Source organism: Bradyrhizobium sp. SPXBL-04 (assembly GCF_051853035.1).
Classification (GTDB): domain Bacteria; phylum Pseudomonadota; class Alphaproteobacteria; order Rhizobiales; family Xanthobacteraceae; genus Bradyrhizobium; species Bradyrhizobium zhanjiangense.
In genome coordinates, this window is sequence record NZ_CP182472.1 from 8,629,322 (window position 1) to 8,655,749 (window position 26,428).

The 26,428-nt window shown below is 63.6% G+C and carries 26 protein-coding genes and 3 pseudogenes; 12 read left to right on the plus strand and 17 right to left on the minus strand.

Annotation, left to right across the window (positions count from 1 at the left end):
- Nucleotides 1-132 precede the first annotated feature (132 nt).
- From dinB to ACNJX8_RS41040, 3 genes are all read left to right on the plus strand, one after another.
- On the plus strand, nt 133-1,233 hold the full coding sequence (gene dinB / locus ACNJX8_RS41030) for a DNA polymerase IV (protein ID WP_439359166.1): 1,101 nt from the start codon (nt 133-135) through the stop codon (nt 1,231-1,233).
- A gap of 105 nt (nt 1,234-1,338) precedes the next feature.
- The gene (locus ACNJX8_RS41035; protein WP_439362042.1) at nt 1,339-2,757 is read left to right on the plus strand and encodes a sensor histidine kinase; all 1,419 of its coding nucleotides are present in this window, start codon (nt 1,339-1,341) and stop codon (nt 2,755-2,757) included.
- Between the two features lie 231 nt (nt 2,758-2,988).
- Nucleotides 2,989-3,204, plus strand: coding sequence for a hypothetical protein (locus ACNJX8_RS41040; RefSeq protein WP_128940648.1), 216 nt, complete (start codon nt 2,989-2,991; stop codon nt 3,202-3,204).
- 170 nt (nt 3,205-3,374) lie between these two features.
- On the opposite strand, the gene ACNJX8_RS41045 is transcribed toward ACNJX8_RS41040, so the two are convergent.
- Both ACNJX8_RS41045 and ACNJX8_RS41050 read right to left on the minus strand, forming a co-directional pair.
- Nucleotides 3,375-3,668 (minus strand): hypothetical protein, encoded by a 294-nt coding sequence (locus tag ACNJX8_RS41045; RefSeq protein ID WP_091898453.1) that lies wholly within the window; start codon nt 3,666-3,668, stop codon nt 3,375-3,377.
- Between the two features lie 218 nt (nt 3,669-3,886).
- Entirely contained in the window at nt 3,887-4,573 is a 687-nt protein-coding gene (locus tag ACNJX8_RS41050) for a DNA-3-methyladenine glycosylase I (RefSeq protein ID WP_439359167.1), read from the minus strand.
- Between the two features lie 163 nt (nt 4,574-4,736).
- Between ACNJX8_RS41050 and ACNJX8_RS41055 the strand changes: the two are divergent.
- Nucleotides 4,737-5,563 (plus strand): annotated as a pseudogene (locus ACNJX8_RS41055) (metallophosphoesterase family protein).
- Here ACNJX8_RS41055 and ACNJX8_RS41060 read toward each other — a convergent pair.
- The 4 genes from ACNJX8_RS41060 to ACNJX8_RS41075 all read right to left on the minus strand — a co-directional run bounded on the left by ACNJX8_RS41060 (nt 5,502) and on the right by ACNJX8_RS41075 (nt 7,818).
- Nucleotides 5,502-5,987, minus strand: a complete 486-nt coding sequence (locus ACNJX8_RS41060; protein ID WP_439359168.1) for a Crp/Fnr family transcriptional regulator — start codon at nt 5,985-5,987, stop codon at nt 5,502-5,504. The pseudogene ACNJX8_RS41055 and the gene ACNJX8_RS41060 sit on opposite strands and share 62 nt — an antisense overlap.
- A gap of 83 nt (nt 5,988-6,070) precedes the next feature.
- Complete coding sequence (locus tag ACNJX8_RS41065) at nt 6,071-6,811, minus strand: di-trans,poly-cis-decaprenylcistransferase (RefSeq protein WP_439359169.1); 741 nt, start codon at nt 6,809-6,811, stop codon at nt 6,071-6,073.
- Nucleotides 6,812-6,839: 28 nt separating this feature from the next.
- Entirely contained in the window at nt 6,840-7,214 is a 375-nt protein-coding gene (locus ACNJX8_RS41070; RefSeq protein ID WP_439359170.1) for a transcriptional regulator, read from the minus strand.
- Nucleotides 7,201-7,818 (minus strand): hypothetical protein, encoded by a 618-nt coding sequence (locus ACNJX8_RS41075; protein WP_439359171.1) that lies wholly within the window; start codon nt 7,816-7,818, stop codon nt 7,201-7,203. The genes ACNJX8_RS41070 and ACNJX8_RS41075 overlap by 14 nt, the downstream gene beginning before the upstream one ends.
- Before the next feature lie 195 nt (nt 7,819-8,013).
- Here ACNJX8_RS41075 and ACNJX8_RS41080 point away from each other — a divergent pair, with 195 nt between their 5' ends.
- Nucleotides 8,014-9,258, plus strand: coding sequence for a S1C family serine protease (locus tag ACNJX8_RS41080; RefSeq protein WP_439359172.1), 1,245 nt, complete (start codon nt 8,014-8,016; stop codon nt 9,256-9,258).
- A 180-nt stretch (nt 9,259-9,438) separates the two neighbouring features.
- On the opposite strand, the gene ACNJX8_RS41085 is transcribed toward ACNJX8_RS41080, so the two are convergent.
- The 5 genes and pseudogenes from ACNJX8_RS41085 to ACNJX8_RS41105 all read right to left on the minus strand — a co-directional run bounded on the left by ACNJX8_RS41085 (nt 9,439) and on the right by ACNJX8_RS41105 (nt 12,512).
- Complete coding sequence (locus ACNJX8_RS41085; RefSeq protein WP_439359174.1) at nt 9,439-10,176, minus strand: DUF899 domain-containing protein; 738 nt, start codon at nt 10,174-10,176, stop codon at nt 9,439-9,441.
- A 21-nt stretch (nt 10,177-10,197) separates the two neighbouring features.
- A pseudogene (locus tag ACNJX8_RS41090) lies at nt 10,198-10,530 on the minus strand (SRPBCC family protein); the annotation flags it as partial.
- 11 nt (nt 10,531-10,541) lie between these two features.
- Complete coding sequence (locus ACNJX8_RS41095) at nt 10,542-11,006, minus strand: ArsR/SmtB family transcription factor (protein ID WP_439359175.1); 465 nt, start codon at nt 11,004-11,006, stop codon at nt 10,542-10,544.
- Between the two features lie 107 nt (nt 11,007-11,113).
- A complete protein-coding gene (locus tag ACNJX8_RS41100) occupies nt 11,114-11,389 on the minus strand; it encodes a DUF3551 domain-containing protein (RefSeq protein WP_128930348.1) in 276 nt (91 codons plus the stop codon).
- Between the two features lie 148 nt (nt 11,390-11,537).
- On the minus strand, nt 11,538-12,512 hold the full coding sequence (locus ACNJX8_RS41105; protein ID WP_128930349.1) for a Bug family tripartite tricarboxylate transporter substrate binding protein: 975 nt from the start codon (nt 12,510-12,512) through the stop codon (nt 11,538-11,540).
- Between the two features lie 125 nt (nt 12,513-12,637).
- Here ACNJX8_RS41105 and ACNJX8_RS41110 point away from each other — a divergent pair, with 125 nt between their 5' ends.
- On the plus strand, nt 12,638-13,048 hold the full coding sequence (locus tag ACNJX8_RS41110; RefSeq protein ID WP_439359176.1) for a VOC family protein: 411 nt from the start codon (nt 12,638-12,640) through the stop codon (nt 13,046-13,048).
- A gap of 225 nt (nt 13,049-13,273) precedes the next feature.
- Nucleotides 13,274-14,853: pseudogene (locus tag ACNJX8_RS41115) on the plus strand (AMP-binding protein).
- A 52-nt stretch (nt 14,854-14,905) separates the two neighbouring features.
- Here the strand turns inward: ACNJX8_RS41115 and ACNJX8_RS41120 are convergent.
- The 3 genes from ACNJX8_RS41120 to ACNJX8_RS41130 form a co-directional block, all read right to left on the minus strand.
- Nucleotides 14,906-16,000 (minus strand): HD-GYP domain-containing protein, encoded by a 1,095-nt coding sequence (locus ACNJX8_RS41120; RefSeq protein WP_439359177.1) that lies wholly within the window; start codon nt 15,998-16,000, stop codon nt 14,906-14,908.
- A 396-nt stretch (nt 16,001-16,396) separates the two neighbouring features.
- Nucleotides 16,397-18,682: a molybdopterin cofactor-binding domain-containing protein gene (locus tag ACNJX8_RS41125; RefSeq protein ID WP_439359178.1), complete on the minus strand. Its 2,286-nt coding sequence runs from the start codon at nt 18,680-18,682 to the stop codon at nt 16,397-16,399.
- Nucleotides 18,679-19,170, minus strand: coding sequence for a (2Fe-2S)-binding protein (locus tag ACNJX8_RS41130; RefSeq protein ID WP_036002624.1), 492 nt, complete (start codon nt 19,168-19,170; stop codon nt 18,679-18,681). Before ACNJX8_RS41130 ends, ACNJX8_RS41125 begins: the two co-directional genes overlap by 4 nt.
- Nucleotides 19,171-19,672: 502 nt before the next feature.
- On the opposite strand from ACNJX8_RS41130, the gene ACNJX8_RS41135 reads away from it, so the two are divergent.
- The 4 genes from ACNJX8_RS41135 (at nt 19,673) to ACNJX8_RS41150 (ending at nt 22,341) form a co-directional block, all read left to right on the plus strand.
- Entirely contained in the window at nt 19,673-20,437 is a 765-nt protein-coding gene (locus ACNJX8_RS41135; protein WP_439359179.1) for an alpha/beta fold hydrolase, read from the plus strand.
- Nucleotides 20,438-20,461: 24 nt separating this feature from the next.
- Nucleotides 20,462-20,797 (plus strand): hypothetical protein, encoded by a 336-nt coding sequence (locus ACNJX8_RS41140; protein ID WP_128930355.1) that lies wholly within the window; start codon nt 20,462-20,464, stop codon nt 20,795-20,797.
- 169 nt (nt 20,798-20,966) lie between these two features.
- Nucleotides 20,967-21,641 (plus strand): dienelactone hydrolase family protein, encoded by a 675-nt coding sequence (locus ACNJX8_RS41145; RefSeq protein ID WP_439359180.1) that lies wholly within the window; start codon nt 20,967-20,969, stop codon nt 21,639-21,641.
- Nucleotides 21,642-21,858: 217 nt separating this feature from the next.
- Nucleotides 21,859-22,341, plus strand: coding sequence for a hypothetical protein (locus ACNJX8_RS41150; protein ID WP_439359181.1), 483 nt, complete (start codon nt 21,859-21,861; stop codon nt 22,339-22,341).
- 168 nt (nt 22,342-22,509) lie between these two features.
- Here ACNJX8_RS41150 and ACNJX8_RS41155 read toward each other — a convergent pair whose 3' ends face one another.
- From ACNJX8_RS41155 to ACNJX8_RS41165, 3 genes are all read right to left on the minus strand, one after another.
- Nucleotides 22,510-23,256 carry a polysaccharide biosynthesis/export family protein gene (locus tag ACNJX8_RS41155; RefSeq protein ID WP_439359182.1) on the minus strand — a complete coding sequence of 249 codons (747 nt, stop codon included), beginning with the start codon at nt 23,254-23,256 and terminating at the stop codon, nt 22,510-22,512.
- Between the two features lie 263 nt (nt 23,257-23,519).
- A complete protein-coding gene (gene msrA, locus ACNJX8_RS41160) occupies nt 23,520-24,176 on the minus strand; it encodes a peptide-methionine (S)-S-oxide reductase MsrA (protein WP_439359183.1) in 657 nt (218 codons plus the stop codon).
- Nucleotides 24,177-24,334: 158 nt separating this feature from the next.
- Complete coding sequence (locus tag ACNJX8_RS41165; RefSeq protein WP_091898220.1) at nt 24,335-24,652, minus strand: hypothetical protein; 318 nt, start codon at nt 24,650-24,652, stop codon at nt 24,335-24,337.
- 360 nt (nt 24,653-25,012) lie between these two features.
- Between ACNJX8_RS41165 and rpsT the strand changes: the two genes are divergently transcribed.
- On the plus strand, nt 25,013-25,279 hold the full coding sequence (gene rpsT / locus ACNJX8_RS41170) for a 30S ribosomal protein S20 (protein WP_439359184.1): 267 nt from the start codon (nt 25,013-25,015) through the stop codon (nt 25,277-25,279).
- Nucleotides 25,280-26,428: the final 1,149 nt, after the last annotated feature.

The window sequence follows — 26,428 nt, forward strand, 5'->3', positions numbered from 1 at the left end:
CCGCATCGGCAAACGGCGCACCGGGCTCGAACGGGCCGCAGAAATGCATCATGCGGCACATTCGAAAGCGTCCATTGAAGCGTGGGCGCGGGCCATCTCGCGCTTCGCTTCGCTCAATTGTATCATCCCCCCATGAGCGAATCCGACACGGTGACCGGCGAAGCCTCGCCCGTCTGCAAGATCATCCATATCGACATGGATGCTTTCTATGCGTCCGTGGAACAGCGCGATAATCCGGACCTGCGCGGAAAGCCTGTCGCAGTCGGAGGCTCTGCGGAACGCGGCGTGGTCGCGGCCGCCAGCTATGAAGCGCGCAAGTTCGGGGTTCGCTCTGCCATGCCTTCCGTGACTGCGAAGCGGCAGTGTCCCGATCTGATCTTCGTGAAGCCGCGCTTCGAGGTCTACAAGGCAATCAGCCGGCAGATTCGCGACATCTTTGCCGAGCATACGCCCATCATCGAGCCATTGTCGCTCGACGAGGCCTATCTCGACGTGACGGAAAACCTGCAAGGCATCCCGCTGGCGCGGGACATCGCCCTGCGCATCCGCGAGAAGATCAAGGCCGAGACGGGCCTCAACGCTTCGGCGGGCATCTCCTACAACAAGTTTCTGGCAAAGCTCGCCTCCGATCATCGCAAGCCCAACGGTCAGTTCGTGATCTCGCCGGAAATGGGCCCCGCTTTCGTCGAGGCGCTGCCCGTCGGCAAGTTCCACGGAATAGGCCCGGCGACGAGTGCGAAGATGAACGCGCTCGGCATGTTCACCGGCCTCGACATCCGCAACCAGACGCTGGAGTTCATGAATGCGAATTTCGGCAAGTCGGGCGCGTATTATTATTGGATCTCACGCGGCGTCGACGAACGGCCGGTCCGCGCCAACCGGATCCGCAAGTCGATCGGTGCGGAGAATACGTTCTCGGCCGATCTCGACGCGTTCGACGCGCTGGTCGCCGAGCTCCGGCCTCTCGTCGACAAGGTCTGGCGGCATTGCGAAGCCACTGGCAATCGCGGCCGCACCGTCACCCTGAAGATCAAGTTTGCCGACTTCGAGATCATCACGCGCAGCAGGTCCGTCGCAGCGGCGGTTGCGGGACGGGACGAACTGGAGCGGCTGGCCTGCGGCCTGCTCGAAGCCGAGATGCCGCTGCCCAAGCGGGTCAGGCTACTGGGGGTCTCGCTGTCTTCGCTCCAGGTCGGCGGCGATTCGGAGCCTCAGCTGACATTGGGTATTTGAACGCGATCGGTGGGCCCCCGGCGAACGCGACATCTTTATCCGCGACGCGGCGCCAAACCTGTCGTAGAGACATCAGAACACGCCTTCTCGCGATTTGATGTTGGGATGCTTGCCTTATTGATACGCCTCGGACTGCGCTTCGAAGACCGCATCGAGGAGCGGCGGTTTGTCGATCAGTACGTCCGAGGCAGTCTCGGGTGGACGCAGATCGCGATGCTGCTCGGTGCCGCCACCTATGCCGGCTACACCATCTGGGATTGGGTGCTCTACCCCGAAATCGTTCCGACCACCCTTGCAATCCGCGGTGGCACCGCCCTGTTCGTGCTGCTCCCGCTGACCGCGCTGCTGTCACGGCGATGGATGAAGCCGTGGGCAGAGACGATTTTCCTCGTCTACTGCGTCATTCCCGGCTGCATCCTGCCGAGCATTTATCTCGTGCTGCCGTCAGGCTTCACGTTTGCCGCTCCGGGCATGATGATGATCATCCTGTTCGTCTCGACCATGCTGCCATTGCGGATCGGCTCGCTGGCGATTTTCTGCCTGCTGTCGTGGGTGGCGCTGCTGGTCGCCGAGACGTTCGCGCTGACCATGCCGACGGGCCTGCGATTCATCAATCATTCTCTCGTCGGAAACGCCTACACATTGTCGCTCTATGCCGTGGCTGCGCGCGAGTACCGGGCCCGAAAGCAATTCCGAACGTCCGAGGCGCTGCAACGGGAGAAAGAACGCTCGGAGAAATCGCTACGCGATCTCCGCGCGACCCAAGAGCACCTCGTGCAGGCAGAAAAGCTCGCCTCGCTCGGGCAATTGGTGGCAGGCGTCGCTCACGAGGTCAGCACCCCGCTTGGCCTCGCCTTGACGACCTCGACAGCCATGCAGACTGATCTACAAGCAATGGCTGATGCATTGGGCGGAGCGTCGGTCCGGCGATCCGATCTGACTAAGGGGATTGACCGGCTCAAGCAGGGGCTCAACCTGACCTTCGACAACCTGCACCGCGCATCCGAGATGGTGCATAGTTTCAGGCAGGTCGCCGTGCATCAGGCCGATGAGGACCGGCGCACGTTCGAGCTCAGGGATTGGCTGTCGGAGTTGATGTCCAAGCTTGGACCGCTGCTGTCGCACCATGGCCTGGCGGTCGACGTACAATGCCCGGCGGGAATCACGCTCAACAGCTATCCCGGAGCGCTTGCTCAGGTGATCAGCAATCTCGCTCTCAACACTGCCGGGCATGCCTATCCTGACAAAAGCGGCGGCAGGTTTGTCATCACGGTGAGCCAGCCGGACCCGAAATCAGTCCGCCTGGTCTGCGCCGATGAAGGCGTCGGAATCCCCGAGCCATTGCAGGCTCACATCTTCGATCCGTTCGTTACGACCAGCCGGGAGCGTGGCAATGCCGGCCTCGGGCTCCACATCGCGTTCAATTTGGTCGCCTCATCGCTCAACGGGCGCTTGCGACTCGAGAGCAAGGCGGGTCCGGGAACTCAGATCGCCATCGAGATTCCCGCTGAAGCAACAGTGTAAGAGAACAGCGAAGTCTCGAGGCTTGACGCTATTACGCGCGGTTCCCAATGAGTGAGCCGGCAGGTTTCTTGATGCGGTCAGCCTCTTCTGTAGCTTGAGCTCGGTCTTTTCCCAATCGCCTCTCACGAGGATCCCGCCGGCGCAAGCATCGAACGTCGATGCGAGTGCGTGCGCACGCCCATCCTGTGGTGGCTGATTGGGCGAAGCGGCCCGGTGCGTCATCGAGACCTCATGAAGGTCGTCGGGCCTCATCTCGCCGGTGCCCTCGCTTCAGTCGTGACTGTGTGTCTGCTGCATCGCTGGCTGCTGGCACGTTCGATCGACGAGATTCCCGATTTGGCAGCCTGCTTCTGCCTTTCGTATGCGGTCTCGCTCACGATCATCGCGCTGTTTCCGGCCTGTCGCGGAGAAATGTGGCGCTACGCACGCAGCGTCAGTGGCGGATGACACGATCGGCACCAAGCTCGTTGGCAAGATACTTGTTGACAAGACACGCGTTGGCAAGACAACCGAGCTGATTGTCGCGTGACCGGGCACGCTAAAGCCGTGCGCCACAGCAGCGAACCGCAGTTCGCCGACCGTGGCGCACGTGTCTCAAAATGTCCCGCTCGGGCCGATCAATGCCTCACATGCTCGAACACCACGATCACGCCGGTCGGTTCCGGCTCGTGCGCCATCAGGCGGGTCAGGTCGGAATCGCCCCAATCGGCGAGGCTGACGACTTCGCCGCTCTCGCGATCGGTACCGAGCGACGGTGTGGGCTCGAGAACCTTGAGGCCCATCTCGTCGACGAAGAAGGTGTGCTCACCGAACATGCTGTTAAGCTGCGGCATGGCGGGATGTTCGTCGGGCAGCACCTGAGCACCGAGTTGGTTGACAGTCTGCTTCACTTGTTCGGATGTGAGCTTCATGAGCTGCTCCGTTCTGTCACGTCGGGTTTCATTGAGCTGAGCCAGAGCGAACGTTCCCTGCGCCGGTGTGCCGCCTGGCTCAAACCTCGAACAAGTGCTGCGCACAAATGTTCCTTAGAAATGTATTTCGTGATCGAGCGCTGCCTCTGCCGCGCTCATGGCACGGGATCGCCACAGGATGTCCACGATCCGGCGGCCAATGGCCTTCTATCGGCCTGCTACTCGCTCCTGTCCTCACCGATCGACAATGCGCAGATGCGTGACAGATACGTGTAGGGCAGGCCGGTCTCCTCGGACCAGGCGTTGAATTGCGCCTGCACTTTGGCGAGATCGCCCTTCGACTTCACCTCTTCGGCAATGTCGAGACCCGCATCGCGCAGGCAAGCCACCACGTCCTTGGAGGTCACAAAACCGTCCCAGCCGACGAAGCGCAGCAGCATCTGGCCGGTGTTGCCGCCTAACCGGCTGCCGCGCTTGGCGAGGAGATCGAGCAGCCCAATCTCGTCGGACGATGGCCATTTCGCCAGAAACTTGCCGAAGCTGCCGTGTTCCTTCGCGATCTCCTGCACGAAAGCGGCATTGTCGCGCACCGACATGATCTTGGCGCCGTTGCGTACGATGCGTGCATCGCGCAGCAGGGCTTCCCAATACTCCTCGGGCTGGAAGCTGAGCTTGGCCGGCTGGAAATGCAGGAAGGCGTCTTCGAAACCGTCCCATTTCGTCTCGATCACGCTCCAGGCAAAGCCGGCGCAAAATACTCGCTTCGTCATCTCGGCGAGGATGCGGTCGTCGCCGAGCTTCGCCAGCCGCTTGAGGTCTGGCTTGTCAGGCATCAGCTTCTCCAGCGCCTTAGGCCCGCCCTTGCGTTTCTCGGCGCGGGCACGAATGGTCTTGAAGGGGGTCATGCGGACACGAGCGGTTGAAGGGTGCGCCACGAGATCAGAATTCGATGATCCGGTCCAGCCCGCTGCGCGGATTGATCAGAAGGAGCAGCCGTGCTGGCCTGCTTCTTGCTTCGTGACATCCGGAATTTCATGACATTTTTCAATTTCCCGCGGACGGGTTTTGATGCGCTGCCTGGTCGTGGCCGACCTGCATTATTCGCTGCCGCAGCTCGACTGGCTGGTCAGCGCGGCTCCGCAGTTCGACCTCGTGATCTTCGCGGGCGATGCGCTCGACATCGGCTCGATGGTGGACTTTCGCGCCCAGATCGTGGTGGTGAAAAGGTACCTCGCGCTGCTCGCCACGAAGACCCGCGTGATCCTCTGCTCCGGCAATCACGACCTCGATGAACGCAATGCGGACGGCGAGAAGATCTCGCGCTGGATCTCGGAGGTACGAGAACTTGGGATTGCCTGCGACGGCGACGGCCTCACCATCGGCGACACCTTGTTCACGGTATGCCCATGGTGGGATGGACCGCTGGTCAAGCAGCGCCTCGTCGAGCAGCTCCGTGATGCCGCCGCCAATCGCCCGCGGCGCTGGATCTGGGTGCACCATGCGCCGCCGGCAGAATCACCGACGAGCTGGGGCGGCAAGCGCTTCTTCGGCGACGTCGAGCTGGTGCAATGGATCATGCAGTACAGCCGGCGATGGTGATCTCCGGCCATGTGCATCAGTCGCCATTCGTCAAGGATGGCTCGTGGTTCGATCGGCTGGGCGAGAGCTGGGTCTTCAACACCGGCCTGCAACCGGGCCGGCCGCCGACCTACATCGTACTCGACTTCGATGCGGACAAGGCGTTCTGGCTTGCGGCCGGGGAAGCGCAATGGATCGACCTGAGCGCGCCGCTGAATCGGCCCGCCGCTCTGATCGAGACGCCGCCGGACTGGCTCACATCCTTGGATCGGATTGCCGATCCGAGCCTGGCGAGACCTCCTGCGGCGGCAGGTTGATCATGCTCTGCAGCACCTCGCCGACCATGGCCAGATGGGTCCCGCGGTCGGCATATTGCCGCTTGAGGTCGGCGAGATAGGTGTTGGCGGCGTTGAGCCGCTGGGCCAGCATCTTCGCGATCAGAAGCGCCATGCCGGGCTGCTGCTCGAGAAGCGAGGCGGCATCTTCGAATTCGTAGATGACCGCGTCGGGGCAGGCCCGCACCGTCGCGGTATGCGGCTGGCCCAGCAGCACCGACATTTCGCCGAGCACAGCGCCCGGCTCTGTGACGGTGGCAACCACCATCTCGCCCTTGAGCACCTCGAGCTTGCCCTGCATCAGCACGTAGAGATGGCCGCTGGTGCCGCCCTCGGTGATCACCACGGTACCGGCTTTGACCTGCCGCTCCGTTCCGCCGGTGCAATAATCCAGAACTGCGCGCATCGCCAAAGGCTCCCCTCGCGGCGACAGTAGAGCAGGATCCACGCCCTGCGCTTGCTCGAGATTACAGCAAGTGAAGGCCGGCGTCACGCGCGTGAGAGCGCAGGCACCTCCTCGGGCATGATCGCCTGGAGGCCGCCGAAACGGCGTTCGCGGCCATGGAAGGCAGCGAGCGCCTCGGCGAGATCGCCGGCATCGAATTCAGGCCACATCCGCTCGGTGAAGTGCAGCTCGGCATAGGCGCCTTCCCAGAGCAGGAAGTCCGACAGCCGCTTCTCGCCCGAGGTGCGGATGATGAGATCGACGTCGCGCAGGCCGGCCTCGCCGGTGACGAGCTGCGAGAACGCTTCGCGGGTGAGGCTGGTCAGCGCCGCGGCCTTCGCCGCGGCATTGAGGATGGCGTCGCGCGCGGAGTAATCGACCGCGATGCGCAAATGCAGCGTGCCGCCTTGGGCGGTCGCCTCTTCGGCACGCGCGATCGCGCTGGCGATGCCGTCGGGCAGACGGTCGCGGCGGCCGATCACGGTGAGGCGCACGCCGTTCTTGACCAGGCTCTGCACTTCATTGGAAAGGTAGAAGCGTAGCAGCGTCATCAGCGCGGCGACCTCGGCCTTGGGCCTGCGCCAATTGTCGGTGGAGAAGGCATAGAGCGTCAGCGTGCCGATGCCCTGCTTGGGTGCGGTCTCGACGATGCGTCGGATCGTCTCGACGCCGGCCTCGTGGCCGCGCAGGCGCGACAGACCGCGCCGCGTCGCCCATCTGCCGTTGCCGTCCATGATGATGCCGACGTGAAGCTTGTCGTCGCAGGACACAGGGTTACTTTGCATTACAAAGTCTCCGGTCAAAAAGGGGGGTTCAGGTCGAAACGAAACCGAGGCGTCCGAGCGGCGGCGCCTCGCGGCCGGCGGCCTTGGCGGCATCGCGCACGAGGCGTTCGAGCACGGCGAGATAATCGAGGAAACGACGGCGGCCGGACTTGGTGAGGCGACAGGTCGTGTGCGGGCGATTGCCCTCATAACCCTTGGTCATCTCGACGAGGCCGGCCTCCTGCAGCACGGCAAGGTGCCGGCTGAGATTGCCGTCGGTGAGGCCGCAAAGCTGTTTGAGGTCGGCGAATGCCAGCCCCTTGGGATGCGCCATCAACGAGGTCAGCAGGCCGAGCCTTGCCTTCTCGTGGATCACGCGATCGAGCCCTTCATAGGAGAACGGCGCGCTGTCAGACTTCGGCATCATGGTCTCCGGACGCGACATACAGAATGGCGGCCATCACCGACTGCCCGATCACGAAGGGCAGACCCATGGTCCATGGCGACAGCGTGTGGGTTTGGCTGGCGTGCACCAGCACTGCAAAGCCTGACACGAAATACCAGGCGCCGGCGAGCGCGACGGTACGCGGCAGCGAGCGGACGGAGGCGAAGATGCCGAGCGACACCAGGATCTGCCACAAGCCGGGCAACAGCCACAGCGTTTCCGCCGCAAATTTCCACATCACCACCGCGAGCAGCACGCCGGCGACGCCTGCGGGCAGGAAATGCTCGACCGCCTGGTGGATCATGGCATCGGCCAGGCCGGAATGATGGCGGCGCGAGCGCGCGCGCATCTCGATCCCGATGATCAGGCCGGAGAGCACCGCGGCGATGAACCAGCCGATGAAGAAGTCGAGCGGCTCGCTGGTGGGATCGCCGAGCAACCAGAATTGCAGAACCGCGGTGATGAGCGCGACGGCACCTGTCGCCGCCATTGTCGCCGGGCCGTAGCCGCGGAACGCGGTGCCCGCCGCGATCTGGCTGCGGATCGTCACGATGTCGGCCAGCGCCTTGTCGAGATCGCGCATTGGCAACGCCAAAACCTCGTTCCGCCCCTGCTACCCAGAGCCCTGTTACTTTGTATTGCAAAGTATATAGCACTGCAGAGTAAAGGCAAGCCCGGATGTCGCGACAGCCAGATCGGACCTGAAAGAACAACTGGCGGTTGCGCGACACCGCGTCCCACAGATAAGATGGAGCGAAAAGCATTTCCGGGGGCTGGTATGTGGCTTAAGTCATTTGTCGTTGCGTCTTTGTTGCACGTGGGTGTCGTCAGCGTCGCACATGCGGCGGGACCGTTCGGCTCCGTCAATGTCGGCAACTGGATCGGCGGCGCTTTCAGCAATGATGAGACGGGAGCATTCTCGCATTGTGCGGCCACCGCGCCTTACGCCAACGGGGTGAGTCTCGTCGTCGCGCAGAATGCGGCCGGCTCCTGGCTTCTGAGCCTTGCCAGCCCCGGCTTTCGCTTCAACAAGGGCGATACCGCGCCCGTCGACTTCATCTTCGACGGCCAGGAGCAGGCCAGGTTGTTTGCGACCTCCAACGCCCCCAACATGGTGACGACCATCCTGCCCCTCAATGTCGCTCGCACCTTCCAGAAGGCAAGCCTGATGGTAGTGACGACCAACGGCAGCAAGCCACTCCAGTTCGTGTTGACGTCGACGGCACCCATGGTCGCGGCGCTGGCGAACTGCGTCACGCGGGTGAAGGCGGACGGGCTCAGCAAGGCGGGGGACTTCACCAAGGGTACAGCGAAGCCAGCGGCCACAGCGGACAAGCAGGCACCACCGCCGGCCAGCAAGTCCGCCAAGTCCAAGAGCGGCACCGGCTTCGTGGTCAGCGCCAATGGGCACATCGTCACGAACAACCATGTGATCGAGGGTTGCAGCGACCTCAAGGGCAATCTCACGGGCGAGGCCGCAATGGTGTTGCGCGTCGTATCGAGCGATGCAAACAACGATCTGGCCCTCTTGCAGGCGCCGTCGACAGCGACGTTCAAGGAGTTTGCCCGGATTCGCGACCGCTCGATCCGCTCCGGCGATTCCGTCGTCGCGATCGGCTTTCCCTATCACGGGCTGCTGAGCTCGGACTTCACCGTGACCACCGGTATCGTGAGTTCGCTCAGTGGCATGCGCAACGATTCGCGTTTCCTGCAGATCAGCGCGCCCGTGCAGCCCGGCAATAGCGGAGGCCCGCTGTTCGACACCACCGGGCAGGTCGTGGGTGTGGTCACCGGAAAGCTCGACAATCTGCGGATCGCGGTCGCAACCGGGAACATCCCCGAAAACATCAACTTCGCCATCAAGACCGGCGCGCTGCGCGACTTCCTCGACAATTCCGTGGTGCCCTACCAGACCGCCGAGCCGAAGGGCGAGCTCAAGACGACCGACATCGCCGGCAATGCCCGGCCCTATACGATGCTGATCTCGTGCAACGCGACGGAGCAGGTCGACGCGAAGCGGTGAAGGCGGGCACCGACCGCGCCTAACCTCCGACGTCGTCCTGACGAAAGCCAGGACCCATTACCCCAACAAGGGGTTTGGCGAAGATTGGTCGTTCGGTGCGACAACCGAGCGCCATCGATAGATTCCGCGGTATGGGTCCTGGCCTTCGCCAGGACGACATCGAGAAACGAACCGCTCCCCTCACCCGTGGCAGCACGCCTCCTTGGTCGCCTGCGGTTCGTACTGGTCGCGCAGGCGAACCCAGTCCATCGGATAGGGCAAGCCGTCCTCGTGACGGCCGAGCGGCGTGAGGTCGAGGTACTGATAGGCGGCGTTCATCATATCGAGGCCGCGGGCGAAGCATGAGTAGGTGTGGAAGATCTCGCCGGCCTCGTTGCGAAAGAACACGCTGATGCCAGGCAACTCGGGCCCGTAGAACGGCGTGGTGCCGAAATTGTACTTCGGCACGCCCTTGTCGATCTGCTCGGGTGTGAATGAGACTTCGTAATCGTAGTTGAAGTCGTTGCTTCCCGAAGAGACCCAGTCGAAGGTCCAGCCCATCTGCTTCTTGAATGCGTCGAGCTTGGCAACAGGCGCAAGCGAAATCGCAACCATGCTGGTATCGCGCGCGGCCAGATGCGGCACCATGCGCTCGAAGCCGTCGGCCCAGAACGAGCAGCTCTTGCAGGCGGCGTCCCAATCGGGTGCGAACATCACGTGCTGCACCACGAGCTGCGGCCGGCCCTTGAAGAGATCGCCGAGCGTCAGCTTGCCGTTCGGTCCGTCGAACACGTAGTTCTTGTCGACCTTGACCCAGGGCAATGCACGGCGCTCCTCGGCCAGACGCTCGCGGGCCGCGGTGAGCTCCTTCTCATGGGCGAGATGCGCCTTGCGGGCGGCGATCCATTGCTCGCGCGAGACGATCTGATGTTGCTGCATGGTGTCCTCCTCTGATCGGGATCAGGCGACGAAGGCATCGAGCTTGTCGAAGAACGAGCTCCAGCCGCGCAAATGGTTGTCGCGGGCGGTTTCGTCGAAGAACTGGGCGTGATGGAAGACCATCAAGGTGCCGGCGCTGTCCGGCTTCAGCGTGATCGTCACCAGCGATTCGCGCTCCGGCGTCGAATGCCAGGCCCAGGTGAAGACCAGCCGCTCGTTCGGCACGACGTCGCGATAGGTACCGCCGGCCTCGAAATATTCGCCGTCATCACGGGTGAAGCTGATGCGAAAGCTGCCGCCGGTGCGGACGTCGAGCTCGGCTCGAACCGTCGCAGGCTTCATGTTCGGCGGCCCGAACCATTGCGCTAGCTGCTCGGCTTGCGTCCAGGCCGCGTAGACCTTTTCCGGCCGCGCGCGGAGCCGGCGCGTGAGCGTGAGGCTTGGGCATTCCGTTGGGCGCTCGGCGGCGCTGAGATCGGCGCTGACGGCTGCGTTGGCCATGTCTCTTCCTCCACGAAGGCGGCGAGGCGATCGAGATTGTCGGACCAGAATTGCGCATAGCGATTGAGCCAGTTCATCGCCTGCCCCATCGGCTGCGCGGTGAGCCGGCAGGCGACCGTGCGCCCGGTCTTCTCCCGCACGATCAGGCCCGCATCCGTCAGCACGTCGAGATGCTTCATGATCGCCGGCAGCGAGATCGGGAACGGTGCGGCCAGCTCGCTCACCGACAGGCTGTCCTGCTCGCCGAGCCGTGCCAGCAGGGCACGCCGCGTCGGGTCGGATAGCGCCGCAAAGGTCCGGTCCAGCGTCTCATCTTGATACTTAACCATTAGGTTTAGTATAAATGCGAATCGGGATGCGTCAAGCCAGAACCTCCGCACGCGGTTCTGCACGAGCGCGTGATCAGGCAGCGGGTCAGTGGGGAACGTGGGTTGCGCTAGTATGGCGCGACGGCGCGCGTGCGGCGGTGCACTCGCGGCTGAGGTTGCATCTGGCCGTAGCCAAAGCGAGGATTGCGACCGCAGTACAACAGCCGGCCGGAGATGCTGGCCTGGCACTGCTCATAGGTGCTGTAGGCGCATTCGCCGGGATAGTCGTACTCGCCGCCTTGCGCGCACCAGGGATAGTCGCGCGCGGCGGCTGGGAGAATGGTGGCGAAACCGGCAAGGACCGTCACGCCAAGCGTCAGCAGCGCCAATTGGGTGTTGCGCATGATCCAACTCCTCTCTTGCTGGCGTCAGATACGCCACCATCCTCACGAGGTTTCGTCGCGCCGGTTTATTCCAGATCAAGTGTATCGCGCGCGCAAGAAAAAAGCCCTGCCGAACGGCAGGGCTCCAATCACGCTCATCACAAGATCGCTACTCGACCTTCAGGCCGGCGAACTCGACGACCTTCTTCCACTTCTCGGTCTCCGCCTTGATTTCCTCGCCGAACGCCTCGGGCGTCTGCACCCGCGGCTCGCCGCCGAGCTCGACCAGACGCTTGGCCATGTCAGGCTCCTTCATCAGCGTGTTGATCTCGCTGTTGAGCTTGGCGATGATCTCCTTCGGCGTGTTCTTCGGCGCGCCCATGCCGAACAGCGCGCTGGCCTCATAGCCCTTGACGGTGTCGGCAATCGGCTGCACGTCGGGCAATTGCGGCGAGCGTTCCGTGGTGGTGACGCCGATTGCGCGCAAGCTGCCGGAGCGGATGTGCTGGATGATCGAGGGCATGTTGTCGAAGATCACCTGCACCTGGCCGCCGAGCATGTCGGTGATCGCGGGCGCCGCGCCGCGATAGGGCACGTGCTGCATCTTGCAGCCGGTCATGGCCATGAACATCTCGCCGGACAGATGCACCGAGGTGCCGTTGCCGGACGAGGCCATGTTCACCTTGCCGGGATTGGCCTTCACATATTCGATGAACTCGGCGACGTTCTTGGCCGGCACGTCCTTGTTCACGGTCATCACGTTCGGCACGCGCTGGAACGAGGCGACCGGCGCGATGTCGCGCACGAAGTTGAACTTCAGGTTGGCGTAGAGCGAGGCGTTGATGTAGTTGGCCGGGTTGACCAGCTGCAGCGTGTAGCCATCGGGCTCGGCGTTGATGACCGACTCGGTGGCGATATTGTTGCCGGCGCCCGGTTTGTTCTCGACCACGAATTGCTGGCCGAGCCGTTCCGACAGCCGCTGGCCGAGCAGCCGCGCCAGGATGTCGGTGGCACCGCCCGGCGGATAGCCGACCACCCATTTCACTGGACGGGCCGGATAATCGGCGGCAAGGGCCTTGGACAGCGGGGTGGCTGCAAGCGGACTGGCGGCAAGCAGGCCCAGCGCGGTACGGCGAGTGATCATCTCAAGGGTTCTCCCAGTGTTGTTCTTGAAGGCCGGATATCTTGAAAGTTTCGTCGGCGGGGGTTGTAACAAAGCTTGCCGCAGGCGGAAAGTGCACGGGGCGCATCACGACGAAAGGATGAGACATGCCGGTTAAGGTCGAAGCTCTCGATCATCTCGTGATCAACGTCGCCGACGTTGCGGTCACCGCGGAGTGGTACCGCAAGATTCTCGGCATGGAAGTCAAGGTGTTCGACCCCGGCGGCGGCAAAGCGCCGCGGACTTCGCTACAATTCGGTAACCAGAAGATCAACGTGCGGCCGCGTGATGGCGACAAGGTGGAATGGTTCACCGCGGATCACCCAACCGCCGGCAGCGAGGATCTGTGCTTCCTCACCTCCGCCACTCCCGAAGAGGTGGTGGCGCATCTGCAGGCCCATGGCGTCGCGATCGAGGAAGGGCCGGGCCCGAGGCAAGGCGCCCGCGGCACGCTGCGCTCGGTCTATTGCCGGGACCCCGATGGCAGCCTGATCGAGATCTCGTCGTACGAGGATTAGGGCCTGACGGCCGGCCTCAAGCACCGTCATTGCGAGCGAAAGCGAAGCAATCCAGAAATGCATCCGCGGAGCGACTCTGGATTGCTTCGTCGCAAGGGCTCCTCGCAATGACGGAGGAGAGAGCGAGCGCCCCCGCGCCATTTGCTTCCCGCGCCATCGGGTGGCAGGAAGACGCAATAATCCAAAGACAGCCACCATCAAGATGCAGGCTGCACGGGAGGACACATGCCCATTCAACAGACCGCCGCCGGAATCGTGGGCCCTTTCGACGGGCTCGATGTGCCATGGCTCCTGAAGCTGCGCGCCGAGGTGCGCGGCACACATCCGTTCCTGATCTGGGCGCCGTTCAATGCGCCGGCGCGGCGCTGGAGCTATGGCGAGTTTCACGAGCGGGTCGGCGCCCTCGCTGCAGGCCTCGCAAGGCGCGGCGTCAGGCCGGGCGAATATGTGCTCATCCATCTCGACAATTGCATCGAGGCGATGCTGGCGTGGTTTGCCTGTGTCGAGCTCGGGGCCGTCGCGGTGACCACCAACACCCGCTCGGCGCCGGCCGAGATCGCGTACTTCGCCGATCATTGCGGCGCGGTCGCCGCGATCACGCAGCCGGCCTATGCGGAAGTTGTCGCGCAGAACTGCCGCAACATACGCTGGATGGCGGTGACCTCGCACGATGCGGGCACAGCGCCGGCGCAAGCGGTCGCGCGGGGCGACAGTTTCGAGTCCCTGTTCACTGAGAGCGCAGATCGCCCCGGGCGCGCCACCGATCCACTCGCGCCGTGTAGCGTGCAGTACACATCAGGCACCACGTCGCGCCCAAAGGCGGTGCTGTGGACCCACGCCAACGCGCTGTGGGGCGCCAAGATCAACGCCGCGCATGAAGACCTTCATGCCGGCGACGTGCACCAGACCTATCTGCCGCTGTTCCACACCAATGCGCTGGCCTATTCCATGCTGGCGACGCTGTGGGTCGGCGCCACCTGCGTGATCCAGCCACGCTTCTCCGCCAGCCGGTTCTGGCGCGTCGCGCGCGAGCACGGCTCGACCTGGACCTCGACGATTCCGTTCTGCATGAAAGCGCTGCTCGAGCAGGAGATCCCTAACGACCACAAATTCCGCCTGTGGGGCAGTGCGATCAACGAGCCGCCGGCCTTCGCCGCGTTCGGCGTCAAGATCATCGGCTGGTGGGGCATGACCGAGACCATCACCCACGGCATCGTCGGCGAGGTCGACCGGCCCAACATACCCATGTCGATCGGCCGCGCGGCGAGTGAGTATCAGATCCGCATCACCGACGACGACGGCCGGCCGACGGACGTCGGCGGCACCGGCAATCTCTCGATCAAGGCATCCCCGGCCTGTCGCTGTTCGCCGAATATCTGCACAACGAGAAGGCGACGCGCGAGAGTTTTGACGAGCACGGCTTCTTCCTCACCGGCGACCGCGTCGAACGGATTCAGAACGGCTTCATCAAGTTCGGCGACCGCGCCAAGGACATGCTGAAGGTCGGCGGCGAGAACGTCGCGGCCTCCGAGATCGAGCAGGTGATCGCGCTGGTTCCCGGCGTGCGCGAGGCGGCGGTGGTGGCGAAGACGCATCCGATGCTGGACGAGGTGCCGGTCGTCTTCATCATCCCCCAGGGCGGCGTCGCCGGTGCTGCGCCCGACCTGCATGATCGCGTGATGGCGGCCTGCCGCGCCGGCCTTGCCGACTTCAAGGTGCCGCGCGAGATCAGGCTCGTCGACGACATGCCGCGCTCGACGCTGGAGAAGGTGGCGAAGGCGGAGCTAAGGAAGATGGTGGGGTAGCGCGAGCTCTTGCAACAACGTCGTCCTGGCGAAGGCCAGGACGACGATGAAATCAAAACGACCCCAGCGCCACTGGGCGGAACGCCTGCAACAGTTGCTGGTCGAGCTTGCCGCCCATGCCTTCCATCATCGTGAACGCACGCGAGTGGGTGAAGGGCATGCGGTAGGCACGCTTCTCCACCAGGGCGGCGTAGATGTCGACGATCGTCGTCAGCCGCACGATGTCGCTGATCTGGTTCGACGACAGGCCGTTGGGATAGCCCGAGCCGTCGAGGAATTCGTGGTGATGCAAGATGACGTCGAGCATCTCCGGCGGGAAGCCGCCTTGCGCGGCGAGCGCGTCATAGCCGCGGCGCGGATGCTGGCGGACCTCGGCCATCTCCTCGTCGGTGAGCTTGCCGGGCTTGTCAAGCAGCGCGGAGGGAACGAAGGCCTTGCCGACGTCGTGCAGCAGCGCGGCGCGGGTCAGGCGGCGTTGGTCGTCCTCGCGCATGCCGAGATGCTGCGCGAAGGCGACGGCAAAGCCGGTGACGAACAGGCAGTGGCGATAGCTGCCGACATGGTGGCAGCCGACCGTGGTGAGCCATTCGCGCAGCGAGGAGTGCTTGATCGCCTTCAGGATCTTGCTCTCGGCGGCAATGACGTCGTCGAAGGTCAGGGGCACGCCGAGCGGCAGCTTCTCGAACATCTTGGCGAGGACCGCATGCGCCGCCTCGACGCCGCGGTTGAGCGTCTTGCCGCGGTCGGTCGCGTCATAGACGGCGGTGTCCGGGAAGGCGGAGCGGATGCGCTGAAGGATGGCGTCCGCCTGCAGCGGGCGCGAGATGGTGTCGGTGGCGCCCAGCGCCCAGGCCTGCATGGTGCCGTGATGCAGGGCGTCGGCGAGCACGAACAGTCGCGGCATCGACCGATAGGCATCGCCGCGCAGCTTGTTGCGTACCCGCTGCACGCTCTCGGGCGAGCGCAAATTGATGTCGACGATGAGGCCGGAGAGATCGCGCGACGGCTTCTCGGGAATGTCCTGGGTCGTGACCGTCGACACCTCACCGACCGCTTTCAAGATGCTGACGAGCTCGCTGCTCTCGTCGCTCCGGTCGGAAGCGAGCAGAAGCCGGCGTTTGGCGGCGGGTTTGGCTGAGGCGTTCATGAACTTCCCCAAAAGGAACCGAGAGCACGAGTATTGGCCTTAAGCCTAAGCCGGATCAGGTTCTCTCGCCCTTAAGAGGCGTGCTCAATGGAACCCTGCGGAATTGAGCGCAATTTGAGGGATTTCCGCTATGGGCGGCTCCAAACAAAAAGTCGAAAAAACAACCCCATGCACAGTAGCCGGACCATTGATAACAAAGAGGGATTTTTAACCATGACAGTCTCCGTCATGGCCGGGCTTGTCCCGGCCATCCACGTCTTGCCCGCGGCACGCAGAACGTGGAAGCCCGGGCATGACGGCGAGTTATGGAGATGCAGGGGACCCCAAAGGAAATCCGCCGGAGGTTGCCCTCCGGCGGACCATCTCATGCAGCCTTGTCGAGCAGCCTGCCTCGCCTCACGCCTTCATGCTCGCCTTCACGGCTTCGGCCGTGATCGGCAGCGCCCGGACGCGGGCGCCGGAGGCGTTGAAGATGGCGTTGCCGATGGCGGGGGCCACCACCGTCACCGCGGGCTCGCCGACGCCGGTGGCCTTCTCGCCATTGGCAATCACGGCGACGGCGACCTCGGGCGTCTGGCTCATGCGCAAGGGCGTATAGCTGTCGAAATTGGTCTGCTCGATGCCACCGTCCTTGAGTGTCGCCTTCTCATACATCGCCAGCGACAGGCCCCACAGCGCCGCGCCCTCGACCTGGGCGCGGATGTTGTCGGGATGCACCTGGGTGCCGACGTCGGTTGCGACCGTGAGCTTCTTCACGGTCACCGCGCCCGACGGCGCCACCGCGACATGGGCGACACAGGCCGTCCAGCTCGCAGTCGCCCGTTCCTGCGATGAGACGCAGGCCACGCCCATGCCCTCGCCTTTTGGCAGCTGCTTGGTGCCGTAGCCGGACAACCCCATCGCGGCGAGCAGCGTGTTGCGTAGCCGCTGCGCGCCGCCGTCGTTCTTGCCCGCGCCATCGAGCAGCGAGATGCGTAACTGCGCCGGATCCTTGCCCGCCGCCGCCGCGATCTCGTCGATCATGCTTTCGACCGCCCAGAAGGTCCAGCCCGGCGCCACCGAACGGAGCTGGCCCGACGGCGTGGCGTTGTGCGCGAGCTCGTTCTTGATCGCGCGCACATAATGGTTGGGCACGGTGTAGAAGAAGTCGGCCCCGTTCACCGTGAAGGAATCGAGCGGACCTTTCTTGTCGACCGACGGCGTCAGGAAGTCGGGGATTCCCCAGCGCGCGGTCGGCCAGGCCGAGACCACGTCGTGGCTGATCGCAATGAGCTTGCCATCGCCGTCGACGCCGGCCTTAACCTTTTGATAGGTGAGCGGGCGCGAGAAATCCATCGTCATGTCGTTCTCGCGCGAGTAGATCACCTTCACCGGCTTGCCGACCGCCTTCGCAGCCTGCACCGCCGGAATCATCATGTCGGCATCGAGCCTGCGGCCGAAGCCGCCGCCGAGCCACATCTGGTGCATGACCACGAACTTCGGATCGATTCCGGCCGCGCCGGCTGCGATCGCGCCGGAGCGCGTCGCGAACTGGTTGCCGGAATAGATGTGCAGGATGTCGCCCTTGAACTCCGCAGTGGCGTTCATCGGCTCCAGCGGCGCGTGGATGTTGATGCTGGTGGTGTATTCCGCCTCCAGCACTTTTGCCGCCGAGCCGAACGCGGCGTTGGGATCGCCGTCCTTGACGAAGAACTGGCCGGAATCCTCCAGCTTCTGAAGCCGCATGGCTTCATCGAGCAACGACTGGCTCGACAGCTTGGCGTTGGGACCGCCGTCATAGGCGATCTTCAACGCCTGCGCCGCCTTCTTGGCGTTGGCGTAGGTGCTGGCCACCGCGACGACCCAGCCCGACGTCGTTCCGGTCTTGTCGTCGAGCGTGACGGCCTTGATGAAGCCTGGCACCTTCTTGGCGCCGCTGTCGTCGACCGATTTCACCGTGGCGCCGAAGCGCACCGGCGGCGTGACCACCGCGCCATAGGCCATGCCCGGCAGCATCACGTCGATGCCGTACTTGGCCGTGCCGTTGGTCTTGGAGGGGATGTCGAGCTGCGGCACCGAGACGCCGATCATGGTGTATTGATCCGGCGTCTTCAGCTTGATCGCCTTGAGCTCATCCGGCGTGAACGTTTTCGTCGCTTTGCCGCTTTTCACGATTTCGGCGAACGACATCTGCTTCTTCGACTTCGGATGCACGATCATGGAATCGCGCACCACGAGCTCGCTGGCCGGCACACCCATCGCGGCGGCCGCGCCTTCCGTCAGTGCCATGCGGCCCGCGGCGCCGGCGCGGCTCATGGCGTCAAAGTTCATCATGGTCGACCAGCTGCCGCCGGTGATCTGCGCGCCCAGCACGGGATCGTTGAACTTCGGATCGTTGGAGGCAAGTGCGACGCGCATGTCGCTCCATTTCGCGCCCAACTCCTCGCAGACGATCTGCGCCATGGTGGAGGCGATGTGCTGGCCCATATCGGCCTTGCCGCAGGTCACGGTGACGAGACCGTCGGGCGAGATCGCATACCAGACGCTCGGCTCGAAACTGGCCGGCGCCGCAGCCGCCGCAGAATCGATGCCGGGCACGCCGGCATAGCCGAGCACGAGGCCGGTCGCGGCGGTGCCGACCAGGAAGGAGCGGCGGCTGAGATCGGTCGTTTCAAGGGCGACGTTTTTCACATGCTCGTTCATGTGGGCCTCCGCTCGCTGGAGGTGGCGGACGCGGTGCGCATCTCGGATGCGGCGCGCATGATCGCCTTCTGGATCCGCGAATAGGTCATGCAACGGCAGAGATTGCCGTCCATATGCGCCACGACCTCTTCCTTGGTCGGATTGGGATTCTTCGCAAGCAGCGAAGCCGCCTGCATGATCTGCCCGGACTGGCAGTAGCCGCATTGCGGCACCTGTTCGGCGATCCACGCTTTCTGCAAGGGATGATCGCCCTTGGCGGACAGGCCTTCGATGGTGGTGATCTTCTTGCCGGCGACGTCGCCGACCATGGTCTGGCACGAGCGCACGGCTTCGCCGTTGACGTGCACGGTGCAGGCCCCGCACAGCCCGGCACCGCAGCCGAACTTGGTGCCGGTCATCTGCAATTGCTCGCGGATCGCCCAGAGGAGCGGCGTGTCGTTCGCCGCATCCACGGACAGACTCCGCCCGTTGATGGTGAGAGTTGGCATAGGCGTCTTCCCCTGCCGGTGCATGAAGCCGCTTACGGCGGCAACTTGTCTGGCGGACGCCCACCGGGCTGGCGTCCCGCCTTGGCGGCGAGCATGATCGCGTTCACGCGCGGAGGCAAATGCAATTTGGAAGCAGTCGAAAAGCTAGCTCTGCACTTGCTCGTTGTGCGCCGCGCCAACGGCGCGACGCAGCCACTGGACACAACAGCACGTGTATCTGACATGCGTGCCATCGCGTTCAGGCAGTTTCTTCCAGGTAACTTGGCAAAGTAGAATGCTGCCAACGACGAACCTACCCTCCCCTGGAGGGGGAGGGTCGATCGCGCGCAGCGCGAGCGGGGTGGGGTGATCTCTCCACGAGAAACACTGTTCGACGTGGAGAGACTGTCACCCCACCCCGTCTCACATTTCGCTGCGCTCAAATGTGAGCCGACCCTCCCCCTCCAGGGGAGGATGAAGCACTGAAGTCGTGGCTAGAACAAAAAAGAAAGGGCGGAAAACAATGCCGAAGATCAATCGGGACGGCGTCGGGATCTATTACGAAGTCCATGGCGAGGGGCCGCCATTGCTGCTCACTCACGGTTATTCCTCGACGTCGGCGATGTGGCACGGGCAGATCGATGCGCTCGCGAAGAACCACAAGCTCGTGCTGTGGGACATGCGCGGCCACGGCCAGTCCGATTACCCCGACGATCCCAAGGCCTACAGTGAAGCGCTGACTGTCGGCGACATGGCGGCGATCCTCGATGCGGTCGGCACTGAGCGCGCCATCATCGGTGGTCTCTCGCTCGGCGGCTACATGTCGCTCGCGTTCTATCGCGCGCATCCAGAGCGCGCCCGCGCGCTGCTGATCATCGACACCGGCCCCGGCTTCAAGAAGGACGACGCCCGCGAAGCGTGGAACGCGCGGGCGCTTGCCACCGCCGATCGGCTGGATCGCGAAGGCCTCGAAGTGCTGAAATCAGCAACGCGCGAGCGCGCCACCGCCAGCCATCGCAACGCCAGGGGGCTGGCGCTCGCCGCGCGCGGCATGCTGACCCAGCGCGACGCGCGCGTGATCGAGCTGTTGCCCGAGATCAGGGCGCCGTCGCTGATCGTGGTCGGCGCCGACGACACCCCGTTCCTGGCGGCGTCCGACTACATGGCGGCAAAGATCCCCGGCGCACAAAAGGTCGTGATCCCCGCCGCCGGACATGCCGTCAACATCGATCAGCCCAAGGCTTTTGTTGACGCGGTCGAGCCTTTCCTGAAGAACTTGCCGAGATAGGCCGATCAAGCAAGGACGTGGGCGATGAAGCTGATGATGCTGGCTGCTGGCATGATGTTGCTATCGATGTCTGCGCAGGCCGAGCCGTTCGGCACCATGCCGCCGCGCCGACCCTTCGTCGCGAGCTTGTCGAACAATACGCCGCTCGCCTTCGGCATGGATGCCGAACAGACCGCGCGCGCTCTCGGGCAGCCCCTGCAATATGTGCGAGGACGTCCCGGCAACGAGATCTACCTCGCTTTGCGCAACATCGGCGGTAGCGGCTTGATCCCCTATCGCCACCGCCTGTTCCTGCAATTCCGCCATGGACGCTTGGCAGGATGGAAGGAGGATTACGGCGAGAACTGGATGTGGGAGTGAGGGTGGCTGCGCGCCGACAATTCCGGATCGTCATGGCCGGGCTTGTCCCGGCCATCCACGTTCTTCCGCGCTGAGACAAGACGTGGATGCCCGGGACAAGCCCGGGCATGACGAGTTTGTGGAGCAATCCGAACTCTCAATCAATGATCAACCAAGAAGGACAACCCGCGTGGGACAAGACATCAAGCTGACGGCTTCGGACAATTTCCAGCTGGGCGCCTATCGCGCCGATCCCTTGGGCACGCCGAAGGGCACGGTGGTGGTGATCCAGGAGATTTTTGGGGTCAATCACCACATCCGCTCGGTCTGCGACCGTCTCGCAGGGGAAGGCTATGTCGCGATCGCGCCGTCGATCTTCGACCGGACCGCGCCCAATTTCCAGTCGGGCTATTCGCCCGATGAAATCGCGGAGGCGCGCAAATTCGTCGCCAATCCGGACTGGGCCGCGATGCTGCGCGACACCCAAGCGGCGGTCGATACGGCCAGAAGCGTCGGCCCGGTCGGCATCATCGGCTTTTGCCTTGGCGGCAGCGTCGCCTTCGTTGCGGCGACGCGACTGTCGGGCCTCAAGGCCGCGATCGGCTATTACGGCGGCGCGGTCGTGCGCTTTGCCGATGAGACGCCGAAGGTACCGACGCAGCTGCATTTCGGCGAGAAGGATGCCGGCATTCCCCTGACCGACGTCGAGACCATCAAGACGAAGCGGCCCGATGTGGAGGTCTTCGTCTATCCGGGCGCGCAGCACGGCTTCCATTGCGACGAGCGGGCGAGCTATGACAAGGCCAGCGCCGACATCGCTTGGCCGCGCAGCATGGCATTTTTCGCGAAGCATTTGACGAAGTAGCGCGCCGTCATTCCGGGATGCGCCGCAAAGCGGTGCAGGCCCGGAATCCATTAGGCCGCGGACTCTGCGGTGGAATGGATTCTCTGATGCGCAATTGCGCATCATAGTTCGCGCTAACGCGCGCCCCGGAATGACGTGGAAGCAGAAATCGGGTGGCTGCATCATGCCGCGCGGCGATAGAGCTGGCGGATCAAGCAACTCGCGCCGGAGCTTCGTCATGCAGCAGGCCATCACGCACCTCGTCCTCCGCAATCCGTTCGGAACCATGGACGTTCCGTCGCCTGACGATTCCGAGGTGCGGGCCTATGCCGCGACAGCATCGCTGTCCGGCGATGCAGCCGACATCAACGCAGCCGCATGGGCATCCATCGCTTCGCCCTCTGATCCGCTCGAGGGCTGGTGGCAGAGCCGCTGGAACGGCGGCGCCGATCCGACCATTGCGGGCGATGCGCCGGACAGATGGAAACAGGGGCGCGCAGAAATCCGCGTCGCGGGAAGCCGCCTCTATCTGCGCTTCGATTGGGACAATGGCCGCCGGCACGGACTGATCGACGCGGCGCGCGAGGGCGCGGATCGCCTGGTCGGCAAGTACATCAACCTGACCACGCCGGCGATCACACGGCCATGGGTCGGGCGCGTGGTGGATGCCACACGGATCGACGGGTGTTTTCCGAACGGGCGGCTGGATTTTCGAAGGTAGGTCGCGGGCGGAGAAAAATCGTCGATACGACCTAAGCTGTCATTCCGGGACGCGCGTAGCGCGGGCCCGGAATCCATCGTGCGGCAGAGTTGGTGGAGGAATGGATTCTCTGATGCGCAATTGCGCATCATAGCTCCCGCTTACGCGCGCCCCGGAATGACAGGAAGCCTAGAACCAGCGCTCGCCGACGAACACCGTGTCGCCCGGCGCAAGCGGCGTGCCGAGGGGGACGACCGCGCGCATCGCGCCGCCGGCTTCGGTGTGCGTGACGGTAACCACGTCGCGCTTGGCGCGGGGCGAGAAGCCGCCGGCGATGGCGACCGCGCTTTCGACCGTCATGTTCGGCACGTAAGGATATTGGCCGGGCGCGAGGACCTCGCCGAGAATGAAGAACGGGCGATAGGCCTCGATCTCGACGGCGACCGAGGGCTCGCGGATATAGCCGTTGCGCAGGCGTGCGGCGATTTCGCCGGCGAGGCCCGCCGTGGTGCGGCCGCGCGCGGGCACCGCACCGATCAGCGGCATGGTGATAGAGCCGCCGGCGTCGATCGCATAGCTGTTGGTGAGACCTTCCTGGCCGTAGACCACGACGCGAAGCCTGTCGCCGGCGTCGAGATGATAGGAAGAGTCATAGCGCACCGGCGCCGCCATCGGCGCGGCGTAGCCGACCGGCATCGGCGCGGGCGAAGAGGCAAAGGAATTGCGCAGCGCGCCGATGGCGCCGCCACCGTCGGCAACGACGACCTGCTGCGGCGCGCTGTAGGGCTGACCATAGGCCATGGAGTCGAGATCGGCGCGCGGCGGCATCACCGCGACGGGGCCGGCGGTCTGCATGCAGCCGCCAAGGGCAAGCGCGGCGGACGCTGCCAGGGACGCTGCCAAGATCGACCATCGAAACGCGCGTGCAACCGGCACCGGACCTATCCCTCGAAACGAGACGGCTCCAGTCTTGCACCGGTTATGGTTAATAAAGCGTTGCGCGGGTTGTTGGGCGCATGAGTGCGACAAGGACCCTGGTGCGCTCCCTCTCCCGCTTGCGGGAGAGGGTCGGGGTGAGGGTGTCCCCACAGAGGGATTCCCGACGAGGAAAGAGCCCTCACCCGCATTGCATCTGCGATGCAATGCGACCTCTCCCGCAAGCGGGAGAGGTGCAGCGAGCCTGTCGCACCAGTGAACGCTTACGCGCTCACACCAACTCCGATCGGGCAGGCCACGCCGGTGCCGCCGAGGCCGCAATAGCCGGCGGGATTCTTCGCCAGATATTGCTGATGGTAGTCTTCGGCGAAGTAGAATTCGCCGGCGGGCGCGATCTCGGTGGTGATGGCACCGATCCCCTTTGCGGCGAGCGCCTTCTGATAGAGCGCCTTCGACTCCTCGGCGACCTTCTTCTGCGCGTCGCTGAAGGTGTAGATCGCGCTGCGGTACTGCGTGCCGACGTCGTTGCCTTGGCGCATGCCCTGCGTCGGGTTGTGGCTCTCCCAGAACGTCTTCAAGAGCCTCTCGTAGGAGATCTTGTTCGGATCGAACACGACCAGCACCACTTCGGTATGAGCGGTGCGGCCCGAACAGACCTCTTCATAGGTCGGGTTCGGCGTGTGACCGCCGGCATAACCGACCGCGGTGGTGTAGATGCCGTCGCCGAGCTCCCAAAACTTGCGCTCGGCGCCCCAGAAGCAGCCGAGACCGAACACCGCGTGCTCGAGACCAGCGGGATAAGGCGGCTGCAGCTTCGCGCCGTTGACGAAATGGGTGGTCGCGGTGGGGATGGCTTGCGCACGGCCGGGCAGCGCCTCAGTTGCGCTCGGCAACGCGGTGGTCTTGCGCATGAACAGCATGATTGGTCTCCGAAACGAGCTGTCCGTCGCGTGAGCGAGCTCAAGAGGTCGAGCGCTCAGGCGGCGTGCTCGCGATCAGGTGGGAATATAGGCATCTACGCAACGACAGGCAGCTTTGTTACGCGGCCCGCGCGCGCTCAATCCCCGGAATTGAAAGCTCAATCCCGGGAATAGCCGATCAGCGGTTTGCGCGGGCGGAACAGGATCATCAGCAAAATGCCGAGAATGCCGAGGACGGCGAAGACCGGCTGGTCCAGTACCAGGCGGATCACCGAAGTCCAGAGCCAGGGCGCCTTGGCCTCGACCCAGGTCCGGAACGCGGTCTGGCTGGCCTGATTGATGTCGTTCCAGAACTGGCCGAACCGGGTGAATTTGAGGGTCTGGTCGGCCACCCAGCGGGCGCCGTCATAGACCATGAAGATGAACCCGCCGGCGAGCAGCAACAGCCCAATCAGTCGGAAAAAGCCGCGGATCATGCCTCACCTGCCATGGTCGTGCGATCGGACGACCCTCCAGAATGTTGCCAGCCAATAGCCGGGCGACGGCAGAAATTCAACCTCTTCAGGGCGTTACGGCCCGCCTCCAGCCCGTTCAGGCCGGTTTTCCAGCTCCCGAAAGCGTTGACGGTGCGAAAGACCCTCTCTATAAGGGCGCCAACTGGCGGTGGGCGCAATCCTGCCGCCGCTGTTCTTTGAGCAAGTGCAGGCTCTTTGAGGCCTCATGTTCCCGGGACAGCCCAGCAACCGAACACCCTAAATCCGAGCGTCGATTCAGCGGTCAAGCAGCCGGCGCTACCCGACCAAGACGCGACCGGTACCGCAAAGGACATTGAGACCATGGCCAATACCACTTCCGCCAAGAAAGCGACGCGCAAGATCGCCCGCCGCACCGCCGTCAACAAGTCGCGCCGCACCCAGATGCGCGGCGCCGTGCGCACCGTTGAGGAAGCCATCAAGACCGGCGATCGCGCCGCTGCCGTCAAGGCGCTGGCGAGTGCCGAGCCGGCCTTGATGCGCGCCGCCCAGCGCAACATCATTCACAAGAACAACGCCAGCCGCAAAGTCTCGCGCCTCAACGCGCAGATCGCCAAGCTCGCGAAGTAATCTCGCACGATCATCCGATCGGTCGACCCGATCGGCGCGCCAAACAGCCCGGCATCGCGCCGGGCTTTTTTGTTGGCTGTCATATTCACGCAAGCAAGCCACGGCACGTTCGATCTTTGGTTTGGAAGATCTGCAACGTCTGCGCTATTCTTCGTTCCGTAGTTTTACTGCCGAAATTTTGCAACAGCGGAAACTTTCACCGCGTTGCAAAAAACCCTTGTGCTGCGGGCTCGAATTGAATCCGCGGGCGACGAAACTTCTGCACACCGTAGATTCACAGGAACGCGTCTCGGCGTGGAGTTACCCTGCAAAACGAGTCTCGAAAAGCGATGACTCAATAATCACTTATCAACATAGCAGCGAGAAGCATTTGGAAAATTCGCTCGCGCGTCGGGTGCGTGACGAATTTTTAAAAGTTTTTTGGCGTAGGCGGAGAATTGTCACACGAGGCGCGGCATTTTCGATTCTGTGCACGAATCCAAAAACTTGCTTCGGAGCCTGTGAACAACTCGCGCGCGGCGTTAACGCAGATCAAGTTTTTTGGTGCCTCAAGTGTGAATCAATTTCGTTGCGAGTCTTTCCGCTTAGTGTATTCCTTAAGTCGTTCGCGGCGCCCACGATCTTGAGACCAGCGCGGTTTTGGAAACGGGGCGAGCGTGCAAATCGGCGGCGGTGTGCACGTAGGCGACGCTTCAACAAGCGATTGTCGGTTCGAAACCCATAGCAATGTGGGAATGGTAGCTCTTTGTCTGAATGTCTCCAAGCGGGATCTCAATTGTCTCGCTCGCGCCAGGCGCAAATGAGAGACGTCGTAAAGCTACCCCGATAGGCGCGAGGCGAAGCCGAACGAACGGCGAGTACAGACGGGCAGGGCATTCGCGACTGGGGCTTTTCAGGGGCGGCTGTCTTTTCACACGCAGGACCTTGTCGTGAGCAATCACGGCGGGACGGGGAGGTATCATGTCCTACGGATTCAACGCGGTATTGACACAGTTTCGTTCTTTCGACGATGCCGTCTCCGATCCGTCAAGCGACCAGCCTCCGACGTGTGAGGGCGCGCAGAGTACGCGCTGACCTCGCGACCCCTCCATCTCTGACATCGCTGATCTGACCCGCGGCATTTCCGCCGAACGGTCGAGCCATGTCTGA